The following is a 14,827-nucleotide window of genomic DNA, read 5'->3' on the forward strand; positions in this document are numbered from 1 at the left end:
GAGTTAGAAGAAATTCTGTTTGAGCGTTGTCAAGTTCTTTTAACACAGCAATTTGCAATCAAGGCTATAACCCAGTACCATTGGTGGCCGAAAATTCAGGTTTAATTACTCCGATGCTACCGGATTTGAGATCAGTTGAAATCGCATAACTGTCTGCTCTTCCAAAATTTTAGAATTTTGCACGGGAGAACAGCTTTCGATCCAGCACTAGGCAATAGAAAGCTCAACTCAGGGTATGTTGATTGGAACTTCTTTGTAGGAAGAAGAAATTTTCAACACCAAGAATTTTAAATAAGCAACCAGCAGTCAGCAGTAAATGTGCGCGTTTGCGAAGCATTCCTAGACTGAGAGGGGATTTCAATCCCTCCTAAACCTTCCGATTTATAGAAACAGGGGATTTAAACCCAACTAGAGGAAATGGCCAGCAAGCACCTACAAGTTGATAGCTGAATGCTAAAAGCTAATAGCTAGTTAATACCTGAAGAACATCAATGAAAATAGCCTACATTAAACCCAGTTTCACCAACGAAAAAAGAGTCGGTTTATTACCACAACATTTATCCTACTGTAGTCCAGAGGATGAACGCAGATTTGAACGAGCTTATGGGGAAACTTTAGATATTCCCGATGCAGCTTATGGAGAAGGTGCTGGTTATTCTCGCGAAAGTCTATTTGCTTGGGCAGATGTAATTTACTGTATTAAGGTTCCTCAACCCCAAGATTATCAATACTTTAGAGAAAATCAAACTCTGGCAGGTTGGATTCATCCCTTTGGTGCATCAGGAAGACATTTTAGAGAATACTGCGCTGAACCCAAAAAGATCCGACTATTTGATGTTACGAATTCCATATCTATTCGCGTTACTCAAGGAAAAACAGAAACTCTGAATATTCCACGAGATATTACCCATAAAAATAGTATATTAGCAGGTTATTGCTCGATGATGCAAGCTATTATGTTGCGAGGCGGAATTACCCAGAGCGATCGAGTAGCAGTATTCGGTTCGGGAAATGTCGCTTATGGAGTCTTGAAATATTTAGCCAGTAAAGGAATTGAACCTGTATTGCGTCGTCGGAGTAATATCGATCTAATGCACCAAGAATTTAAAGACTATGATATATTTATCAATACGGTAGAAATTGCTCAAGGAGATGCACCGATTGTTACTTTTGAAATGCTTGATTCCATGAAATCTACAGGTTGGATTATTGATGCAGCAGCAGATACTGGCAGAGCAATTCAAGGTACTCGTGCAACTAAAATAGAAAATCCAATCTATCAAGATGAGCAAGGTCATACATTTTATGTAGTTGACAATTCCCCATCTCTGCTTTATAGAGAAAGTAGTGAAGCGGTGAGTGAAGGTTATGCCAAGCGTTTTTGGGTTAAACCAATGAGCTATTGGTATAGTGATTTCTGTATTAAGCCTTAAGTATCAAAGTTACGACTTACGCACTACAAGGTATTTTCGTCATTGCGACCTAAGGGCAAGCAATCTCAAATCTTAGTTTTTCGTATTTCATGCGTAAGTCCTGAAAGTTATAGTCATTCCAATTAATTTCTGTACAGTTACACGCTCTCAATAACTTACTCAATTCCCCTGGTAAATTCATTTTTGATAATCACCTTATGACAGTTGCACTTACGTTTGATACAGACTGGGCTCCTGATTTCGTACTAGAGTATGTGTGCAGCATACTTGCCGACTACGATTTAGAAGCCACGATGTTTTTCACAAATAAGGTGGGGTTTGACATCCCTGACTTTATTGAAACGGGAATTCACCCTGACTTCAGAACTTGTGGAGGTGTGACACCTGAAGCAGAAAAGCTGATTAACGAACTTCTGTTTGATTTTCCAAATACCAAAGGATTTCGCTCTCACAGAATGTTTTGGGACTATGGGTTATACGATCTTTTGCCAAAGCAGGGAGTTATTTATGATTCTTCGATCTTTTTACCTTTTCATGCAAATCTTGAAATCAACAGAGCTTATGGAGATCTCTTGCGAATACCAGTTTGGTGGACTGATAACCTACACTTAGAACGTCAGTTAAGTCTGAACTCAGCAGAATTCTTAGATTTGTCGGAGCCAGGGTTGAAAGTGCTTATCTTCCATCCAATTCATGTCTACCTAAATTCTTCACACAGAGATGTCTATCGAGAAAAAGTCCAACTTCTTGGAGACTTGCGCTCTCTTGATATATCAACCCTGGAGCCGCTCCGCCATCAAGGTGTGGGAATTGAAACTTTACTAAAAGTGATATGTAGAAAGCTAAAGACAACGAATGTTTGTTCGTCTAAACTCGAAGCACTTGCCTCAGTTGAAGCAGGTAGGGACGTTGCTTGAGCATTAATGCGTTTCATGTCGCTCCGCGTTTAATGTCGCGTAGCGAAAACGTCCGTACACAGTAAAATGTCACATTATGCGGTGCGACCCCGCGTCGCCGACAGGCGCAAGGGAATGCGCACCAAGAGAGACGTTTTATATCGGTTTTATGAAGCAGTGATTTCTGTATTGCTCCTTAAGGATAATTATGTCTAAGTTAATTCTGATTACTGGTGTCAGTCGGGGTCTTGGTCGCGCCATGACCGAAGCTTTTATTCAATTGGGTCATACTGTTATTGGTTGTTCTTTGAATAAGGAAGCGATCGCCTCCTTGGAACAAAAATTTGGCGAACCCCATCATTTTACGGCAGTCGATATTGCTGATGAAATGCAAGTCAAAAATTGGAGTCAAGTAATAAGCTCAAAATATGATCCTCCAGACTTAATTATTAATAATGCTGGCATCGTACACGAACTTGCACCCTTGTGGGAAATAGAAGGGCAAATTTTCGACCGCGTTATTGATATCAATATCAAAGGAGTGGCTAATGTTCTCCGGCATTTTTTACCACAAATGGTGGCTAAAAGTCAAGGAGTAATTGTTAATTTTAGTGCAGGTTGGGGACGTTACACTACTGCTAACGCTGCGCCTTATTGTGCTAGTAAATGGGCGATCGAAGGATTGACCAAAGCACTATCACAAGAATTACCTCCAGGTATGGCAGCCGTTTCTCTGTGGCCGGGAACCATCCATACCGATACTTTAGAAACAGTTTATGGATCGGAAAAAGCAGCTAAGTATATTCAACCTCAAGATTGGGTAAAAATTGCCGTTCCTTTTCTGTTGTATATTAGAGCGAGCGATAATGGTAAAGCCTTGGCAATTCCAAGAGGTTAAGGAAGCCAGAAGTCAGAATTCCTAATAAAATTATTAACAAAATGTCAACGAACTTTCAAATTCGCTTACCCGATAACATCGAAAATTTACCAATTAATGAAGAATATTTTTTCATTACAGAAAATGGGCGAGAGCGTCGCTTAAAACTCCATGATTATGCAGAAGTTTATCGCATTCCTGGACTCTATAACTATCTAGCTTTAGAGAAACTGCACTATCGATCGCCCGAAGTTATAGCTACTCTACTAACTGAAAATTTAAAAAATAGTGGTGAATCTGTCAAAGATTTGAAACTATTAGAGTTAGGAGCGGGGAGCGGGTTATTTGGTAAAGCTATTACTAAATTAGGAGTAACATCTATTATTGGTATTGATATTGTTCCGGAAGCTGCTGAAGCTACTCGCAGAGATTTTCCAGGAGTTTATGAAAATTATTTTGTGGAAGACCTTACTCAATTATCAAAATCAACTCGCGATTTTCTGAACGAGAAAAAGTTAAATGGTTTTGTTTGTTGTTCTGCTTTGAGTGAGGGACATATTCCGATCAAAGCTTTTGCTACAGGAGTGAATTTAATTAAAAATCAAGGTTGGGTGTTATTCAATATTGCAAAAACTAGCTATGAATGTGAGGATAATTGTCCGGAATTTGTTAATTTTTACCGTCAGGCAGTGGAAAAAGATTACTTAAAAATACATTGCACAAAATCTTATCTCCATCGTCGTTTTTTTAACGGTAAACCTCTAGAATATGTGGCAATTTTAGCCAAAAAGCAAACAGATATTCCTGTAATATAATGTTCGGTTGAATACTTATAAATAACTTAGCGAGGACTCAGGAGTCAGGAGTCAGAATTTCCTAGGGAATGCTCCGCAAACAGGAGGGAAGAAAGGAGAAAAATCAAGATAGTTTCAGTATTTATTCGGTAGTGTCAGTATAGCTCAATTACACAACAGAATAGCCAATATCAGAAAGGATACATTACACAAATTAACAACTCTTAACAATTCAGATTTGATGAGATTGTTAAAAGCGATCGCGACCAAACTTCACCAACCAGTACCATCAGTTTATCTTCATTCTGAAGAGGAGAGACTAGCTAGAGCTGCTGTCAAAATTTGCCAACAGAATACACTTAGCATTGAGCAAATAAATTATTGGTTAGATATCTTGATTGAAATTGAGCGCCGTCCATCGGGTCTTTTGATTTGGGATAACTTTGAAAAGTATCCTTGGCGAAAAATACTGACAAGTCCGATTAAACAACTATGTGCTTATAGAAATATCCAAAATTTTCTGCGCTCTTTCTATTTTCAGTGGGAGATGGCAGAAAATACTATTGAGAAGCAACATCCGGTTCAACAACTAATTTATCAAGCTTTACAATTTATAGAAACAGGTTTTTGCAATAGCGTTCGAGGTTTCTTTCTCAATCCTTAAAAATAGATCTGACATCATCCAGCACAAGATTTTAATAGCCAGCCGATCGCAATTCCTAAACCGCCAAATCTCACAGCTTGCCAAAATGGTTCTTTTATGCTATTCCAACCAAATAAACTACTCTCTAGGTTTAATTCTATTGTTTCTAATTCTGTCTGTATCCGTTGTAACTCTTCTCGTAATTCATTAGTTTTTTGGCGACGTACTTCCGGTCGTACTTCTTCTAAGCGATGCTTTAATTCTGCTTTTCGCCTCTGATAATACTGAACTTGAGAGTAACGTTCTTTCACAGCAGCAAAGGAACGCTCTACCTCTGCTAGTGCTTGTGCAAAATCAGTCTCTGAAACTTCTGACTCCCCATCAACTGGTGCAGAATTTGAGCACCCATCATTTATTTTTTTCTCAGAATGTTCTGGAGGAGGATTCATGCTGGCATACTTAAGTATAGTAAGTTCTACCTGAAAACATTAATCTAGGAAAATATGCTTAACTCTAACTCAGCTTCTGCAACTGCAACTCACAAAAGAGATTTACAGGAGTATAGTACATTAGAACTAGCTCAAGCTTTAGCCCAAAGACTTGCTATACCAGAAAGAGACTGGCATCGACTTAAGTCTAATCGCCAAGTCCGTGCATTAGAGCTAACTGTAGCTGCCCTCGTTTTTCTAATTAAGGCGCAACCAACTGAAGCGATCGAACGTCTCAAACAAGCTACTAGCTGGTTAGATCGATCTATCTCAGCTCCCCCATGTCCAACTCATGGAGTGAAGAAGGATTAATCAGTTGAAGTTAACTTAAATTCTTCACATAACCAAGGGTAATCTAGAGTTATTTCTTACTCTTTTGCATAGCATTAACTCTGTACCCTTGGAGTTCCATTCAACATAATCAAAAACTTGGTAGATGATGTATATGCCTCGACCACATTCTTTTTCATCATCACAATAATCTTCTGGGGAATAGGTAGCAGTTTGCCTATGATTTTGGTTTGATTTACAAGGTGGTTTAAAACCCAGACCTTGATCTGAAATCACCCACCAATACTGGTCTTGTACAATTGAAAAACGGACGAAAACTTTCTTATTGGGGTCTAAATTATTGCCATGCTTTGCAGAATTTACCAACGCTTCTTGTAATCCTAGTCGTAGTTCTGGATGCCAATGTTTAGGAACATCTGCCAGTAAAAGATCAAGAATAGGACACAAATATAGGGTAGAAGCAAAGCTAATTGTCACCCAGTTTTGACTTATTAGACGTGGACGTGATGAGATAGCAATCACTGAAAAAACTCCCTAGCTTTTCTTAGTAAACCTTTGTCAATCTCCTCGTACAATTAAAAATTTTTTCTTTAATCAGCATCCCTGCTTTGATATTTTTATAGTATCAAAACTCTTAAGAAAAATAAAGTACCTAAGCAAAATTAGTGGAAATTCTTTATATATTTTCTACTTAAAGTATCTAATATCTACTTAGGTTTCTTGATTTTTGGCCTAGATTTTTTTTAATACATTTTTATCGCTGACGAGAAATATTTTAGAAATAATTTGATCCCACCTTAATTTTGATACAATATTTAATGCAACTTAATAAAATTTTATATTTTGATATATGTTAACTACATCAGCCTCTACCACAACTTCAGTTCCTGGCAGTTATTGGCAATGGCGGGATCAGTCTATCTACTATGTATGTGCAGGTAAGTCCGATCCCACAACACCACCCATATTATTAATACATGGCTTTGGAGCATCAACAGACCATTGGCGCAAAAATATTGCATATCTGAGCCAGTTTTTTCAGGTTTGGGCGATCGATTTGCTAGGATTTGGACGTTCAACAAAAGCAAACTGGCAATATAGTGGTCAGCTATGGAGAGAACAACTAAATGACTTTATTACTGAAGTAATTGGTAAACCTGTGGTATTAGCAGGAAATTCTCTGGGAGGTTATGCAGCATTGTGTGTGGCAGCTCAATATCCAAATTCTACAGCAGGTTTAATATTACTGAACAGTGCTGGACCTTTTAGTGAATCTCAGCCTACTGCCAAACCTCCCTTGTGGAGAAAAGTTATTTCTCAAAGTATAAAGTGGTTACTCTTACAAGATTGGCCTAGTTTTTTATTATTTCAATGGACGCGACGACGTAGCACTATCAGAAAAACACTACAGAAGGTTTATTTAGACCAAAGTGCTGTTACAGACCAACTAATAGAAGATATATATCGGCCTTCTTGCGATCCTGGTGCAGCTAAAGTCTTTGCTTCTATATTCAAAACTCCATCTGGCGAAAAAGTGGATGTGTTGTTAGGTCAGTTAAACTGTTCCTTACTCATGCTATGGGGAAAAGCAGATCCTTGGATAAATACTCAAAGTAGAAGTGCCCAGTTTCGTAAGTATTATCCTCAGTTAACAGAATACTTTTTAGAGGCAGGTCATTGCCCCCATGATGAAGTACCAGAACAAGTTAACAAATTAATTAAAGAATGGATGTTCTCAATTGTGAAGTAAGTACCTGTGCAAAATTAATTTAATATTTATAAGCAGGGAGTAGGCGGTAGTCAGTAGAGCACAAAACAGATACTTCTGTGCTTGAGCAATATACTCCTATTTCTGAAATTGTATCTGAACTGATAACTAAGGTTAGGCCAGTCAAAGAAGTATCAGATAATCCTGTTCAGTTCTCATTATTTGAAAGAGCAGCTCCTCTGCAGGAGGCAGTGGCAGGGGGATACTCGGACACAGTTAATCAACGAGTGCAGAGGAAACTTAAGTCTACTCGTAAAAAAGTAGCTGATTCCAGTGAAGCGTCAACCTGCCTTGAGTCTTTTGAGCAGCTTAGGTTGTTTAATTCATAGATAGTAATCCTCTATGGTTGAGCAATAGCGAGGATATCAATCAGCAAAAACGAGGATGAATTCTAGGATTAAGCATATCATCTACAGGTTTATTCCCCTGAAAATGTTTTGTAACTATTTTTGGGACATTATCAGGTTTGACTCGGTAATACCAAATTTCATCAGGGGTAACTCTTACTGTAGGGCCAGTGCTACATTGACCAAGACAACCGCTGGCCTGAATATTAACACCCACTATATTTTCTGTCTCAGCTATGAAGGTTTTGAGGACTTCTTGAGAATTGTGGCGCAGACAAGACGTATTTTGGCAGACAAATACACAGCGATCGCGAGAAGTTTCTTCTGGTTTTTGGCCTTCAGATATTGACATTAATCAAAAATTCTTAATATAGCTTTATGCTACATTGTAAGATTTGATTTGAGAAAAGTGCAATTATGGTATGTTGTATATTCTTTTATGATTACTATTGAAGCCAAAACTAAAAAGGAAAATTTTTACTTTTTGACGCTCTCATAGTTATTCCAACTAGAACAAAATCTGAGGTAAACATGACTAAAACTGTAGCAGATGTGATGAGTAATAATCCAATTTCTGTTAAGCCAGAAATGCCTTTAAAAGAGGCAATTAAAATTTTGGCAGAACAACGCATTAGTGGTCTTCCTGTAGTCAATGAACAGGAAAAATTAGTCGGGATCGTATCAGAAACAGATTTGATGTGGCAAGAAAGCGGAGTCACTCCTCCACCCTATATTATGTTGCTAGATAGTGTGATTTTTCTAGAAAATCCAGCTCGTTATGAAAAACAAATTCATAAAGCTTTAGGAGAAACTGTGGGAGAAGTAATGACTAAAGACCCTCTAACTACTACACCAGAAAAATCACTCTCAGCAGCAGCGAGACTCATGCACGAACAGAATATTCATCGGTTACCAGTATTAGATGAAAATGATAAAGTGATTGGTATACTAACTCGTGGGGATATTATTAGAGCTATGGCAAGCGAGTAAGTTTGATTCTAGAAAAAATAAATTATGGCAGGGGATCAAAAATCTACTCTAGTTTATAGCTCAGATAATCCAGGAAAATAAAAAAATCAAATTTATGGCAATGAGTGTTACCCCAGATTCAATTAAGCAACTACTAATATCAGAGGATCTAGGCGATCGCTTACGTGGAGTTAATCAATTACGTCAAATAGATTTAGCTACCGCTTTTGAATTAATTCAAACTTCAATCAAAGACCAAGATACTCGTGTTAGATATGCTGCAGTGAGCCAAATGTCAAGCTTAGGTACACAAAATTTAACAATATCTCAAGAAATATTGCGAGACTGTCTGCTCAACGATCCCGAACCAGATGTCCAAGCAGCAGCAGCAGATGCTTTAGGAGCATTAAAACTTACTGAAACTTTTGACGACCTACAACAGGTCTACCAGAATACTCCAGAATGGCTAGTTAAAATGAGCATAGTTGCAGTAGTAGGAGGAATGGGGGAACCAAGAGCATTATCTTTACTAAAAGATGCTCTCCAGTCAGATAATGAACTGATACAGACTATAGCTATTAGTGCTTTAGGGGAACTAGGAAACCCAGAAGCTGTCCCTTTCTTAACACCTTTTGCCACCAATAGTGATTGGCAAATGCGTTATAGACTCGTACAAGCTTTGCATAAATTAGGAGGGCCACAAGCGGAGCAAGTTATCACACAGTTAGCCAACGATCCGGTTGAGCAGGTTGCTCAGGAGGCCAAGGTAGCCCAAAATAGTTAATCACAGCAGAAGGTAGAAGGTTGATTACTTCCTGATCTCAGTTACTCTATCAGTCCACAACCTTTGTAGATATTGCTAGTGAAGTACCCCAACCTACTTCGCTGAGGTTGGGGCTTCCAATTCTCAGGTCAATTCAGGAACGGTCTTATTTGTCTTTCGGGCTTCCCGCTTCATTCGCCGACGCCTCAACCAGCAAGCTGGAATTGGTCTTACTGAGCGTCCATAGGCAAACATCTGCTTTCCGCAGACGTATAGTTTTCCGACATACTTACCTTGGAATTACAGCACTGTGGCTAACCTGCCGGGGCAAGTCTCTTCCCTGAGATCCGCGTTTTACTTTGTATACCTCCAGGTCTAAAAACTAATAGGATATTAGACCATTTATTAAGGTAGCCTTTTAGTCGGTCATGCGGGTCAGCAACCAAGTTTATTATAACACGAATCATCACAAGTTGTCGTCTCGCTATCCATCCCCACCTTCTTCCAACGTGGGGAATTCCGCGAGTTTTGTTAAAAGCTAATTAACTTAATTGAGGCGATAGCTACGATAGTTGCATATTCGGTACGTTAGAATACGAGGGAAAAATTTAGTTTGATTAAATAAATATTCTTTAGCGAGAGGAAAGAGTCTATGTTTCTAGATGAACTAACCCCAGTGGTAAAAGAACTAATTGAACAACCAGTTGCCTTTTTTGGAGGTTTTTTCTCTGGTATGTTCCGACTAAATCTTAATGACGATCCAGTCAAAAGTTGGCTTGAGAAGCAGAATGGTTATACTGCCACTACTAACTCTAATACAGAAGTAAATAGTGACAAAAGTGAAGGTCCTCAATCAATCACTATAGAATAATAAATACACTTCTTGCAGAGGTCAGGGAATTGTTGATTTTATCTCTTGAATTAATTTCATTAAAACTTTTGCAAGAGGTCTAATATTAATACTTACTTTACTTGAAAGCTTTTCCCAACTTCTTTGCATTTTAGAGGTTAGATTAAACAACCGCTTGTTCAGAGGTTGGGATAGTTTTTATTTATCTTTTGAAATAGGCTGAGAAACATCTTTTGCCAAAGATAAAATATCAGATGGAATCATCAAAATAGTAGTAGTATTTTGTTCAGTTCCGATCTCAGCAATCATCTGAATTCTACGTAGTTCTAATGCTACTGGAAACTTAGCAATTTCTCGTGCAGCTTGTGTTAGTTTAATAGTTGATTCATAGTCAGATTCCGCCTTAATCATACGCGCCCTTTTCTCTCTTGCCACTTCAGCTTCTTTTGCCATTGCACGCTGCATTGGTTTAGGAATTTGCAGATTTTTTATTTCTATACGTTCAATTTCTATACCCCAAGGATTTGTAATTTCGTCAACTATTTCACAAATTCTAGAGTTAATTTTATCTCGTTCCTGAAGCAGTTCATCTAGTTTATGTTGCCCAATAATATTACGCAAAGTTGTTAAAGCAGCTTGAGATGTTGCAAAGTTATAATCTTTAACTCTAATTAAAGCTTTCTCGGGATCCCGAATTCGATAATAAAGAACTGCATTGATACCAACAGTAACACTATCTTTTGTCACTGTATCTTGGGATTCAAGATCAATAGTAATAGTTCTTCGGTCTACTTGCTTTATTTGGTCAATAATTAGAATAGTTAAATATACGCCAAGACCTCTTACATGACTAAATATTCCTAGTCTAAAAATTACTGATTTCTGGTATTCAAAATTAATTTTTATACTGGCAGATAATAATACTATTCTTTTAGCAGCAGCTTTCAAAAAAAATCATACTCAGCAAAAATTTATTGCTTTTGAGCCAGAAAAAAATAATTTTTTGATGCTGAAAAAAAACTGTGAAATAAATTATTTATCTTTTGTGGAGTGCTACCAAAAAGGTTTAGGTGAACATCAAGGGTATTTAAATCTAAATATATCAACGAACTCTAATCGCATGATCCATTCCTTTTTATCTAGACCTGGAACTCAAACAGCAGACAAAGTAGAAGTTTCAACTCTTGATGCCATATTCTTTGATCGGCCACAGTATCTTTCACCTAGCTTATTAAAAATAGATGTGGAAGGGTATGAAAATCAAGTTATTAAAGGAGGGCTAAAATGGTTTTGTCAGTTAGATAATTTGGCAATTATATGTGAAGTAACTCCTTATCTGCTTTAAGGACAGGGAATGTCAGTACAAGATTTAATTCTTTCTCTTAAAAAAGATGATTTCTGTGGGGTAATTGATTTTATTTTTTATTATTTGGTTAGATCGTTATCTCAGGTAGCACTAACTTTTGCATTTGCATTCTGTGAAGCTCATAAAAATATTTGAAGGTTTTGTCGTTGCATTTTCAAAAAAATGATGATACAATTTAATTATAAGGGGTTGTTTGCCCATGTGCATGATTTTTTATTCAACCAAAAATAGTGTAGAGGGCAATCGCGAATTTAGTAGAAAAGATTGAAAAATACTCCCTTACTCCCATCATTCAATCTTTCCATCTATACCTCCTCTGCTTAGTGGAAGACCGCAAACATTTTCATTTTCTTAAGATCCTAAAAATCTCAGAGGATTTCTGGTTGTATCTTCACAATTTTTGTGTTATCATAAAAGTATAAGGAGTTGCTTGCCCATGCGTTTGATTTTTTATTCAACTAATAAATTATGGTTTCAAGGGCGATAGGACTCCGCTCCCCTTTACGACGCACATGAAACGCGATCGCTCCGGTTGTAGAAAGGAAAATCAATGTCAAAGATACGGTTAGGGGTTCTATATAGTGTCTTTGCGTAAGTCCTAAATATACTTGGTTGACTCTACAATAGTAATCTTAAAAGGAATTTCAATTATAGAAAATTTTTTTTCTTTGTAGTAGACCATTTTGGTGTAAAAAAAACACCACAAAAACAAAAAATTAGTGTATATTGTATTTAAGCCTATATAGAGAAGTCCAATTTTCTTGCTGGCTAAACACATTGATTGGTTCTCTATCCATTAGATCGCGTTAACTCCCTTGAAGGTAAATCTCTATAACTATTTTTTTGGAAGAACTACCCCAGTTTATGAACCGGATAACCTGGAGGAGATCAAATCAAAAAAACGTTAAGGGAATACCTGGAGGAGCATCAAATCTAATATTAGACAAACCATCCCAATGTACTTAAAACAGTAAAAGAAGGGCAATTAATTAATGGCAAAACAGAACTCAGCTCAAGCATCTCGTCCCCCTACAAAGCGTATGTCTGTAACTTTACCGACAGACGTAGCTGAAATGTTAGAATTTCTTGCTACTAATCAAGGTATTACTCAAAATGAGGCACTTCGGAAAGCTATTGCAACTGAAGCGTATTTTCAGAAGGAAATAAAGCAAGGTTCTACGGTGCTAATTATGAACTCTGATAAATCAGTAAAAGAGGTAGTTTTCAGATAATAGCTTAGTAGTTAGTTGCTTAATAGTGATATTGGGGACGGGTAAAAATTGTCAATTTTAGCAATTACCAACCTCATTTATTCATGAAAACTAACCAACAATTTAATTCAGAATAAAATGAAAATCAAGATAATGTTTTCTATCTAGGAATACCAGAGAATCTAGAAACAAAAAATCTAGAAACACTAGATGTTGACAGCTATATTCAGAATTATATCTCTGATAAAAACTTAAGCCCTGAGAATAAAAAACACATATATAAATGGGTAAAAATTGAACAGGAGAAGACCAGAAAAAATATTGCTGAAAAACTTTTAGTATTTTTTGGTGGCTCGTTAGGGATTACTTATCTTCTGATTGGTTTGGCATCTATTTCTCCACAATCAGATAAGTCATTTATTAGGGAAATGATACCAATTATTATCGCCCCACAAGTAACATTATTGGGTGTTGCATTGGGCTTTTATTTTAAAAACCAGGGTTAAGATATCTTTAAGGAATAAGATTTTACATTACCCTTTAATTCTTATTCCTAACTAATATAAAATTTGTGTTATTACTGTATTTTCTTTAGTAGATAACACAAACTTTTTTTTGAGATGGGTGTAAAAATAGAAGCGTTTAGAACTTTTTAACTTTTGACTTTTAAAATTTGCTTTTTACTCTTCACAAAGCGACTAACTATCTAAAGTTCATATAAAATTTAGCCTCCTCTTGCTCAAGCCTAAATAAGATAGATAAACGTTAGACATCTCCAGTCTGTAGAAGTCCAAGTAAAGATAAAGCCTTTACAAATCATCTATTCACCACTGGAGCTAATTAATATGGAGGAACTAAATACTTATGGTCAATACCCAGGAAAACCTCCACATTCGTCTGGAGGAAACACAGGCATTAGATCGTGATTGTACAACCTTATCACGTCATGTTCTACAGCAACTTCAGTTCTCACCAGATGCTCAAGATATCAGCGCCCTGATGAATCGAATTGCTTTAGCAGGCAAATTAATCGCTCGTCGTTTGACCCGCGCTGGATTAGTAGAAGACGCTTTAGGGTTTACTGGCACAGTTAATGTCCAGGGAGAATCCGTCAAAAAGATGGATATCTATGCCAATGATGTATTTATCTCGGTATTTAAGCAAAGTGGCCTTGTATGTCGCTTGGCATCCGAGGAAATGGAAAAACCCTATTATATTCCAGAAAACTGTCCAATAGGTCGCTATACATTACTTTATGACCCTCTAGATGGCTCCTCTAATCTAGATACAAATCTAAATGTGGGGTCTATATTCTCGGTTCGCCAACAAGAAGGTAATGATGAAGATGGTTTAGCTCAAGATTTACTCCAAAGTGGACGTAAACAAATTGCTGCTGGTTATATTCTATATGGCCCTAGCACAATGCTAGTATATTCAATTGGCACTGGGGTTCACGCATTTACTCTTGACCCTAGTTTGGGAGAGTTTATTCTGGCCAATGAGAATATCAAAATCCCCGAACATGGCCCAATCTACAGTGTCAACGAAGGTAACTTTTGGCAGTGGGATGATTCTATGCGGGATTATATCCGCTATGTTCATCGCCATGAAGGTTATACTGCCCGTTATGGTGGTGCATTAGTTGGAGACTTTCATAGAATTTTATACCAGGGAGGCGTATTTTTATACCCAGGTACAGTGAAAAAGCCAGAAGGAAAATTACGCCTATTATATGAATCAGCACCTATGGCTTATTTAATTGAACAAGCTGGTGGTAGAGCTAGTACGGGTACTGAAGAAATATTGGATGTTGTAGCAAATGAACTACATCAACGTACACCATTGGTGATTGGTAGCAAAGAAGATGTGGCACTTGTAGAGTCTTTTATTAAGGAACAAGCACGCATTTCTCATCAGGATTAATACATTCCATCAAACTTACTCATAACTATAGCTATAAAACTAAAGTGAGTAAGTTTGTTCAGTTGTCTATCCATTGAGTCATTATTACCTACAATTAAGGTATGAAGCTAGTTGAACGTCATGTTATTAGCAAATCACATTATTTATGGTCAGCTTGTGACCAGAAGGCTTTTTTGTCAAAAAATCTGTTCAATTTAGCCAATTACCA

17 protein-coding genes are annotated in these 14,827 nt (G+C 37.2%); 13 read left to right on the forward strand and 4 right to left on the reverse strand.

Annotation, left to right across the window (positions count from 1 at the left end; genetic code table 11):
• Window positions 1-491: 491 nt before the first annotated feature.
• From F6K06_RS31645 to F6K06_RS31665, 5 genes are all read left to right on the forward strand, one after another.
• Window positions 492-1,433, forward strand: a complete 942-nt coding sequence (locus F6K06_RS31645; RefSeq protein ID WP_287244762.1) for a hypothetical protein — start codon at window positions 492-494, stop codon at window positions 1,431-1,433.
• A gap of 197 nt (window positions 1,434-1,630) precedes the next feature.
• Entirely contained in the window at window positions 1,631-2,350 is a 720-nt protein-coding gene (locus tag F6K06_RS31650; protein WP_287244765.1) for a hypothetical protein, read from the forward strand.
• A 187-nt stretch (window positions 2,351-2,537) separates the two neighbouring features.
• Window positions 2,538-3,227: an SDR family oxidoreductase gene (locus F6K06_RS31655; RefSeq protein WP_287244768.1), complete on the forward strand. Its 690-nt coding sequence runs from the start codon at window positions 2,538-2,540 to the stop codon at window positions 3,225-3,227.
• Between the two features lie 41 nt (window positions 3,228-3,268).
• Window positions 3,269-4,021 carry a class I SAM-dependent methyltransferase gene (locus tag F6K06_RS31660; RefSeq protein ID WP_287244770.1) on the forward strand — a complete coding sequence of 251 codons (753 nt, stop codon included), beginning with the start codon at window positions 3,269-3,271 and terminating at the stop codon, window positions 4,019-4,021.
• 169 nt (window positions 4,022-4,190) lie between these two features.
• Window positions 4,191-4,664, forward strand: coding sequence for a DUF2785 domain-containing protein (locus tag F6K06_RS31665; protein ID WP_287244783.1), 474 nt, complete (start codon window positions 4,191-4,193; stop codon window positions 4,662-4,664).
• A gap of 14 nt (window positions 4,665-4,678) precedes the next feature.
• Here the strand turns inward: F6K06_RS31665 and F6K06_RS31670 are convergent, their stop codons facing one another.
• On the reverse strand, window positions 4,679-5,092 hold the full coding sequence (locus F6K06_RS31670) for a DUF2203 domain-containing protein (protein ID WP_240038735.1): 414 nt from the start codon (window positions 5,090-5,092) through the stop codon (window positions 4,679-4,681).
• A 54-nt stretch (window positions 5,093-5,146) separates the two neighbouring features.
• On the opposite strand from F6K06_RS31670, the gene F6K06_RS31675 reads away from it, so the two are divergent.
• A complete protein-coding gene (locus F6K06_RS31675) occupies window positions 5,147-5,443 on the forward strand; it encodes a DUF6439 family protein (protein WP_124142785.1) in 297 nt (98 codons plus the stop codon).
• A gap of 24 nt (window positions 5,444-5,467) precedes the next feature.
• On the opposite strand, the gene F6K06_RS31680 is transcribed toward F6K06_RS31675, so the two are convergent.
• Window positions 5,468-5,944 carry an anti-sigma regulatory factor gene (locus tag F6K06_RS31680; RefSeq protein WP_287244774.1) on the reverse strand — a complete coding sequence of 159 codons (477 nt, stop codon included), beginning with the start codon at window positions 5,942-5,944 and terminating at the stop codon, window positions 5,468-5,470.
• 328 nt (window positions 5,945-6,272) lie between these two features.
• Here F6K06_RS31680 and F6K06_RS31685 point away from each other — a divergent pair, with 328 nt between their 5' ends.
• Window positions 6,273-7,172, forward strand: coding sequence for an alpha/beta fold hydrolase (locus tag F6K06_RS31685; RefSeq protein WP_287244776.1), 900 nt, complete (start codon window positions 6,273-6,275; stop codon window positions 7,170-7,172).
• A 387-nt stretch (window positions 7,173-7,559) separates the two neighbouring features.
• On the opposite strand, the gene F6K06_RS31690 is transcribed toward F6K06_RS31685, so the two are convergent.
• Complete coding sequence (locus tag F6K06_RS31690; RefSeq protein WP_124142782.1) at window positions 7,560-7,889, reverse strand: ferredoxin; 330 nt, start codon at window positions 7,887-7,889, stop codon at window positions 7,560-7,562.
• Between the two features lie 179 nt (window positions 7,890-8,068).
• Between F6K06_RS31690 and F6K06_RS31695 the strand changes: the two genes are divergently transcribed.
• From F6K06_RS31695 to F6K06_RS31705, 3 genes are all read left to right on the forward strand, one after another.
• Window positions 8,069-8,527 (forward strand): CBS domain-containing protein, encoded by a 459-nt coding sequence (locus tag F6K06_RS31695; RefSeq protein WP_124142781.1) that lies wholly within the window; start codon window positions 8,069-8,071, stop codon window positions 8,525-8,527.
• Window positions 8,528-8,627: 100 nt separating this feature from the next.
• Window positions 8,628-9,290 (forward strand): phycobilisome degradation protein NblB, encoded by a 663-nt coding sequence (nblB, locus tag F6K06_RS31700; protein ID WP_124142793.1) that lies wholly within the window; start codon window positions 8,628-8,630, stop codon window positions 9,288-9,290.
• Between the two features lie 631 nt (window positions 9,291-9,921).
• Complete coding sequence (locus tag F6K06_RS31705; RefSeq protein WP_124142780.1) at window positions 9,922-10,140, forward strand: hypothetical protein; 219 nt, start codon at window positions 9,922-9,924, stop codon at window positions 10,138-10,140.
• A gap of 177 nt (window positions 10,141-10,317) precedes the next feature.
• Here the strand turns inward: F6K06_RS31705 and F6K06_RS31710 are convergent, their stop codons facing one another.
• Window positions 10,318-11,067 (reverse strand): slipin family protein, encoded by a 750-nt coding sequence (locus tag F6K06_RS31710; protein WP_124142779.1) that lies wholly within the window; start codon window positions 11,065-11,067, stop codon window positions 10,318-10,320.
• A 25-nt stretch (window positions 11,068-11,092) separates the two neighbouring features.
• On the opposite strand from F6K06_RS31710, the gene F6K06_RS31715 reads away from it, so the two are divergent.
• The 3 genes from F6K06_RS31715 (at window position 11,093) to fbp (ending at window position 14,619) form a co-directional block, all read left to right on the forward strand.
• On the forward strand, window positions 11,093-11,464 hold the full coding sequence (locus F6K06_RS31715; protein WP_240038739.1) for an FkbM family methyltransferase: 372 nt from the start codon (window positions 11,093-11,095) through the stop codon (window positions 11,462-11,464).
• Window positions 11,465-12,477: 1,013 nt separating this feature from the next.
• A complete protein-coding gene (locus F6K06_RS31720) occupies window positions 12,478-12,717 on the forward strand; it encodes a CopG family transcriptional regulator (RefSeq protein WP_124142777.1) in 240 nt (79 codons plus the stop codon).
• A gap of 843 nt (window positions 12,718-13,560) precedes the next feature.
• Entirely contained in the window at window positions 13,561-14,619 is a 1,059-nt protein-coding gene (gene fbp / locus F6K06_RS31725) for a class 1 fructose-bisphosphatase (RefSeq protein WP_124142776.1), read from the forward strand.
• Window positions 14,620-14,827 lie beyond the last annotated feature (208 nt).

The sequence above is a fragment of the Okeania sp. SIO1H4 genome (assembly GCF_010672695.1).
Classification (GTDB): domain Bacteria; phylum Cyanobacteriota; class Cyanobacteriia; order Cyanobacteriales; family Microcoleaceae; genus Okeania; species Okeania hirsuta.

Bases quoted from the DNA above. Each gene is read 5' to 3' on its own strand.
- F6K06_RS31645 (WP_287244762.1), top strand. From the start codon at position 492: ATGAAAATAGCCTACATTAAACCCAGTTTCACCAACGAAAAAAGAGTC.
- F6K06_RS31650 (WP_287244765.1), top strand. From the start codon at position 1,631: ATGACAGTTGCACTTACGTTTGATACAGACTGGGCTCCTGATTTCGTA.
- F6K06_RS31655 (WP_287244768.1), top strand. From the start codon at position 2,538: ATGTCTAAGTTAATTCTGATTACTGGTGTCAGTCGGGGTCTTGGTCGC.
- F6K06_RS31660 (WP_287244770.1), top strand. From the start codon at position 3,269: ATGTCAACGAACTTTCAAATTCGCTTACCCGATAACATCGAAAATTTA.
- F6K06_RS31670 (WP_240038735.1), bottom strand. From the start codon at position 5,092: ATGAATCCTCCTCCAGAACATTCTGAGAAAAAAATAAATGATGGGTGC.
- F6K06_RS31675 (WP_124142785.1), top strand. From the start codon at position 5,147: ATGCTTAACTCTAACTCAGCTTCTGCAACTGCAACTCACAAAAGAGAT.
- F6K06_RS31685 (WP_287244776.1), top strand. From the start codon at position 6,273: ATGTTAACTACATCAGCCTCTACCACAACTTCAGTTCCTGGCAGTTAT.
- F6K06_RS31690 (WP_124142782.1), bottom strand. From the start codon at position 7,889: ATGTCAATATCTGAAGGCCAAAAACCAGAAGAAACTTCTCGCGATCGC.
- F6K06_RS31695 (WP_124142781.1), top strand. From the start codon at position 8,069: ATGACTAAAACTGTAGCAGATGTGATGAGTAATAATCCAATTTCTGTT.
- nblB (WP_124142793.1), top strand. From the start codon at position 8,628: ATGAGTGTTACCCCAGATTCAATTAAGCAACTACTAATATCAGAGGAT.
- F6K06_RS31705 (WP_124142780.1), top strand. From the start codon at position 9,922: ATGTTTCTAGATGAACTAACCCCAGTGGTAAAAGAACTAATTGAACAA.
- F6K06_RS31720 (WP_124142777.1), top strand. From the start codon at position 12,478: ATGGCAAAACAGAACTCAGCTCAAGCATCTCGTCCCCCTACAAAGCGT.
- fbp (WP_124142776.1), top strand. From the start codon at position 13,561: ATGGTCAATACCCAGGAAAACCTCCACATTCGTCTGGAGGAAACACAG.